The sequence below is a fragment of the Candidatus Anaplasma sp. TIGMIC genome (assembly GCF_028204095.1).
Classification (GTDB): Bacteria; Pseudomonadota; Alphaproteobacteria; order Rickettsiales; family Anaplasmataceae; genus Anaplasma.
In genome coordinates this window covers 1-5,019 of record NZ_JAQLOH010000050.1, presented here as the reverse complement: position 1 = coordinate 5,019, position 5,019 = coordinate 1, and the positions used below count along the sequence as shown (strand labels likewise).

The 5,019-nt window shown below is 47.2% G+C and carries 6 protein-coding genes; 2 read left to right on the top strand and 4 right to left on the bottom strand.

Annotated elements, in window-relative coordinates:
- Positions 1-233 precede the first annotated feature (233 nt).
- Positions 234-503 carry a 30S ribosomal protein S16 gene (rpsP, locus tag PGW94_RS04355; RefSeq protein WP_271759010.1) on the top strand — a complete coding sequence of 90 codons (270 nt, stop codon included), beginning with the start codon at positions 234-236 and terminating at the stop codon, positions 501-503.
- 790 nt (positions 504-1,293) lie between these two features.
- Here rpsP and PGW94_RS04350 read toward each other — a convergent pair.
- The 4 genes from PGW94_RS04350 to rpmI all read right to left on the bottom strand — a co-directional run bounded on the left by PGW94_RS04350 (position 1,294) and on the right by rpmI (position 3,767).
- The gene (locus PGW94_RS04350) at positions 1,294-1,995 is read right to left on the bottom strand and encodes an SDR family NAD(P)-dependent oxidoreductase (protein ID WP_271759009.1); all 702 of its coding nucleotides are present in this window, start codon (positions 1,993-1,995) and stop codon (positions 1,294-1,296) included.
- Between the two features lie 142 nt (positions 1,996-2,137).
- Positions 2,138-3,169, bottom strand: coding sequence for a phenylalanine--tRNA ligase subunit alpha (pheS, locus tag PGW94_RS04345; protein WP_271759012.1), 1,032 nt, complete (start codon positions 3,167-3,169; stop codon positions 2,138-2,140).
- Positions 3,150-3,536: a 50S ribosomal protein L20 gene (gene rplT, locus PGW94_RS04340; RefSeq protein ID WP_271759007.1), complete on the bottom strand. Its 387-nt coding sequence runs from the start codon at positions 3,534-3,536 to the stop codon at positions 3,150-3,152. Before rplT ends, pheS begins: the two co-directional genes overlap by 20 nt.
- A 30-nt stretch (positions 3,537-3,566) precedes the next feature.
- On the bottom strand, positions 3,567-3,767 hold the full coding sequence (gene rpmI / locus PGW94_RS04335; RefSeq protein ID WP_271759006.1) for a 50S ribosomal protein L35: 201 nt from the start codon (positions 3,765-3,767) through the stop codon (positions 3,567-3,569).
- 380 nt (positions 3,768-4,147) lie between these two features.
- On the opposite strand from rpmI, the gene PGW94_RS04330 reads away from it, so the two are divergent.
- Complete coding sequence (locus PGW94_RS04330; protein WP_271759004.1) at positions 4,148-4,747, top strand: cell cycle transcriptional regulator TrcR; 600 nt, start codon at positions 4,148-4,150, stop codon at positions 4,745-4,747.
- Positions 4,748-5,019: the final 272 nt, after the last annotated feature.

The window sequence follows — 5,019 nt, the reverse complement described above, 5'->3', positions numbered from 1 at the left end:
TTGTGAATCCGCCAGACCACGGCCATGCACGTGCACTGTGTGAAAATGTCACGCAACGCTTCCGCGAAAACGCAAAAACTCTACAGCTACACAGTGGACAACACTATGCGCAAGCGATTTTACGCTACAACGTCACTTTTGTCAGTAACCTGTTGCAAAAATTTTTCGATTGACTGTATGGGACGATATGCTACAATCCGGCCTTCTATTTCGTGGAGACTTCAAGTTAGGGGATGTCCGTAAAGATAAGGTTAATGAGATTGGGTGCGAAGAAGAAGCCGTTCTACAGGGTGGTGGTTTCTGATTCCAGGGTGCAAAGAGACGGGAAGTGCATAGAGCAGCTCGGCTACTATGACCCCATGGTGTCTTGCGGCGAGCCCGGATTTTTGAAGGTAAATGAGGAGAGGCTCAGCTATTGGCTAGGCGTCGGTGCGCAGCCTACTGACAGGGTTTCCTGGTTCATCAAAAAGGGCCTTGTGGCTGTTGCTGGGGCATGCGATTAGCATAGTCTTGCTTGGTAGGTGGTTGCTGAGTATGGCTATTGCGGGTACCCGTTTTTCGCTGCATGTAGATGAGTGTCCCAAGTCGGTGTGAGTTTTCCCAACAGTGAGGTTCGCTGTCGCTCGTGCGCATTGTGCGAGCAGCGAGGCATGTCGTGTTATACTGGTATGTTCCAATTTTTAAAGTGAGAGTTGGTATTGCGCGTTTTGTGCGCTGACTGGGTGTTCTTTTTCCTAGTTGTTTCACGCTATATTCTGCTATACGAAGCTCTGTCCTTTCTCCGTCGTAATTTATACTGTGTGCGTGTTGTAATTCAGCAATGGCGAGGTAGAGGTAGTCTTCGTGGTGGTTGTTGACGCCGTGACACGAGTAAAAAGAAAAACTCATGTTTTTGGCGACACATATTAGGAACTCTGCAGGTATGTGTCGTTTTTTCTTTATATTGCCACTAAAACGCATGTGGATAGAAAGTTGTTGCGACATAATAAGCCTGTTGCATGTTCTTAGAAACCCGCAGTTAGAGCTGTTTGTGCGCTGAGCTACGAGATTTCTCATCCAGCGTGGCGCCTTCCGGCTGTGACTTTACCGAGATTTTGGTTGGTTGAAAGATAGTGCGCAATGTACCTAGCTGGAATTTACGGTGTGAGTTGCCAAGTAACGGAGTGGTGAAGAAGATGAGGGGCTAAATGCTGTGGCGAATTTGCCAAACCATTGTGGTATAGTAACCTTAGTGCAGTTCATAGCTTGTTTTTAAGGGTTCTTTGCACTATATCGCAGGGACTACGTGATGAACTAATCATCCATGAACAAAACTTCTCCGCTCCGGGAGCTGTCAAAGTTTACGAGACTCTCTACGATATCCAGAAGGCCTTTCAGCTTAGGACCCCAGTCAAGTTTTTTCAATGAATCCATATCATCAACTTCGTGGTCAGGAATAATGGTTGGACATACAGCATTAATGCATACAGCTGGGAATAACTCAGGTGCAGCTAACTTTGTGAAATCTGCGAGCGCGCGTTTTGATAATAGATATGGAAAGTACTTGGTGCGTTGTCTTGTTATGCCGGCGTCTATCATGTTAACCACTTTACCTATGTTGCATTTCCTAGCAAAGGATTGAGTGAGTAGCAGAGGACATTGCAAATGTAAAAGAAAGTTCTCATCGAGATCAGTGGACGTGCAATGTGCGAAGTCATTAGCCCGGAATACAGAAGCATTGTTAATCAGGACGTTACAGTGTGGGAATGAGTTAAAAGCATGTTCAATTAGAGGTTCTAGAGATGAGTGATCACGTAGATCAGCCTGTGTAATAATACATGACCTTCCGTATTGGTGAACGGTTTCCTGGAGGCTTAAGGCGTCACAATGAGATGTGTTGTAGTGAGCCACTATGTCATACCCATGTTTTGCAGCAAGAAATATAGCCAACGCCCTTCCAACTCGGCGCGCGGCACCTGTTATTATGGCGGCTTTTCCTATCGAAGGTCCTTGCAAATGTATCTCCTGGTTGACATTGTGTGTATTGTGAGCCTAGAGCATACCGACGCCATGGTCAATTCCCTCTGTATCACATGTACAGAGGGCAGACCAGTGTGCCGCGGTATATAGGCAGCTTCGAAAGAGCCTAGCTAATACATTAGCTCACAAGATCGGTAAAACAAAAGCCGTAGTGATCCAACCACTCTAGTTTGTTCTTATATAAGTCTCGCAGGTCTGGCATGTCATACTTTAGCATGGCCATGCGCTCTACCCCCATACCAAAGGCAAAGCCTCTGTACTGCGAGGTATCAACATTGGCATTTTGCAAGACTTTTTGGTGAACCATGCCGCAACCTAGTACTTCAACCCATTGCCCATCGGAGTTCTTAACATCAACTTCCGCAGAGGGCTCCGTAAAAGGAAAGAAACTAGCCCGCATACGCGTTTCAACAGTGGGGCCAAAATACGCCCGTAGAAAATGATTTATGACGTACTTCAGATGTCCCATACTTACATTTTTATCTATGTACAATCCTTCCACTTGATGGAACATAGGGCTGTGGGTAGCATCCCAATCATTTCTGTAAACCTTCCCACAAGAAATCACCTTTATTGGAAAATCTTTACATCGTTCCATGGTTCTAACCTGCACAGAAGATGTATGCGTGCGTAGAACCACACGTTTATCTCCCAGTCTTTTTTTCATATAGAACGTGTCGTTGAGCGTCCTAGCAGGATGCTGCACCGGCGTGTTTAAGGCGTCAAAAACGTGATACTCATCTTCAAGATCTGGTCCATGTACCGCTACAAACCCAAGACCCACAAGGATGTCTTGCATCTCGGACATTACCTTTGTGATAGGATGCAGGAGCCCATAAGGCCGACGCCGCGAGGGCAATGTAATGTCGACAGCATCGGCTTTGAGTTTCGCTTCGAGCAACGCGAGCTCAAACTGTTCTATGCGCTTACTTAAAAGCAGCTTGATTTCTGAACAAACAGCATTTGCTTCCGCGCCTATAGCCTTACGCTCACTCAGATCCTCTACACTTGGTATTAGCTTCATAAGCGAAGTGATGGAGCCCGATCTTCCCAAGTACCGCGCACGCACCTCATCGAGACTTTCAAGGGAACTACAAGCAGCAATAGTTAACTGCGCGTCCTGAGCAAGCTCACGAATCTGCTTGAGCAACGACACAGGTACGTCCACAAGCAGTTGCGGCAGCGCTAGCGATTTTCGCAAAGCTATCCTTGTCCTTTACAGCCATTTCTGCCAGCATCTTCCTATTCAGCCCAAGCCCACACAACGACACTCCATGCATGAACTCTGAATACTTCAATCCGTACAGCCCAGCAGCAGCATTAATACGCACTATCCATAGAGACCTAAAATCTCGCTTACGTGTCCGCCGATCACGGTATGCATACGCGAGAGCCTTCTCCAACCTCTGAAGCGCAGCCCTGTAACAATTCTTAGAACGGCCTCTGTAGCCCTTTGCAAGAGCAATAACTTTTTTATGCCTAGCTCTGGTAGTTACACCGCGCTTTACCCTAGCCATTAATTCCTCGTATCAACAAAACAAACTTAATCAAAGACCATACGGTATAGAAGGAGCGACAATACGTGCATCAGACACGCTCATAAGCGTGGTTCCACGGCGCGTACGCAGCCCGCGCCTGCTCCGCTTAGTCATACCGTGACGCTTTGTGGACTGTGCCGCAACTATCTTTCCACTAGCGGTAACTTTAAACCTCTTCTTCGCAGAAGACTTCGTCTTCAACTTCGGCATACAACCCCTGCGCCAACGACAACAACAGCCCCCTAGCTTATATACTTATCATGGCAGTGTCAACCCGTATAAGGTTAGCCGTTTTGGGGTCCATTCATAAAGCATTGGGTACGTGATTGCACTGAAGGCTCTAATTTTGCACATTTTACTGCATATTTTTTTCCAGATTCACGTCCACATTTTCCCAGTCGCGAAAATAGTAGAAATCGCCGGTGATACAACCTGTAATGCTTAAACTGGGCTTAAAATTCTTGACACATATAGTGTGTATGGTACCATGCGAAACCATGGTCGCAGATTGCTGGATTAACCGAATCTTAAAGGATTGTGGTCTAGTGTTTGTGTCTGTGTAGGTTATTAAAGTTGGGGATTCTTTAGACATGTCATCAAGCAATGAGGAGGCTCCGTTGATGCCAAGGGCTGTCGCTGTGTGGTTGGTTGATAATACAGCCCTGACATTTAAGCAGATAGCCGAATTTTGTGGGTTGCATATCTTGGAGGTCAAGGGTATAGCCGATGGTGAAGTTGCCAAGGGAGTTGTTGGGTGCAACCCGGTAGCCATGGGGCAGGTCACTAAGGATGAGATAGAGGCGTGTCAGAATGACCCAAATAGAATACCGAAGCTCGTTTCTTGTCGGGGTACGAGTACCGGCACGAGCAGGCGGCGTAGTGTGCGTTACACTCCTGTAGCGCGGCGTCGTGATAAGCCTGATGCCGTGTGCTGGATTCTGAAGTACTGTTCTGAGATGCATGATTCGCAGATTGCTAAGCTAATAGGGACTACCAAGGCTACTATAGCCGCGGTTAGGAATAAAGAGCACTGGAACTCTAGCAATATCAAACCGCGGGATCCGGTTCTACTTGGCCTGTGTACGCAAGCGGATCTTGATGATGCAATTATGCGCGCGCAGATAGTTTCTGAGCGTGAGCGGAGAGTCAGGAACATTAACAACGAGGCAATGCAGAACCAAAAGGTGTAGCTGGCGTTGCTTTGTCGCGGGGTGGTAATATTTACCTCTCGCGGTCGAGTATGGCGAGTCCCTAATTCTATAGTGTCGATATTTTATAGAAGGTCGTCTTGTGTGTGGCAAGGGAAGGAGAAAGGCAAAGGCGTCGCCGGAGGCAGATGTCTCGGAATCCGAGAGCGTGGGGCGTAGCAAAAAGAGTAGTAGTACTGGCGTACAGGTCATAGATTTCAGCGAACTCAAGAAAAAAAGCACAGGGGAGCTGCTAAAGATAGCGGAAGAGCTGG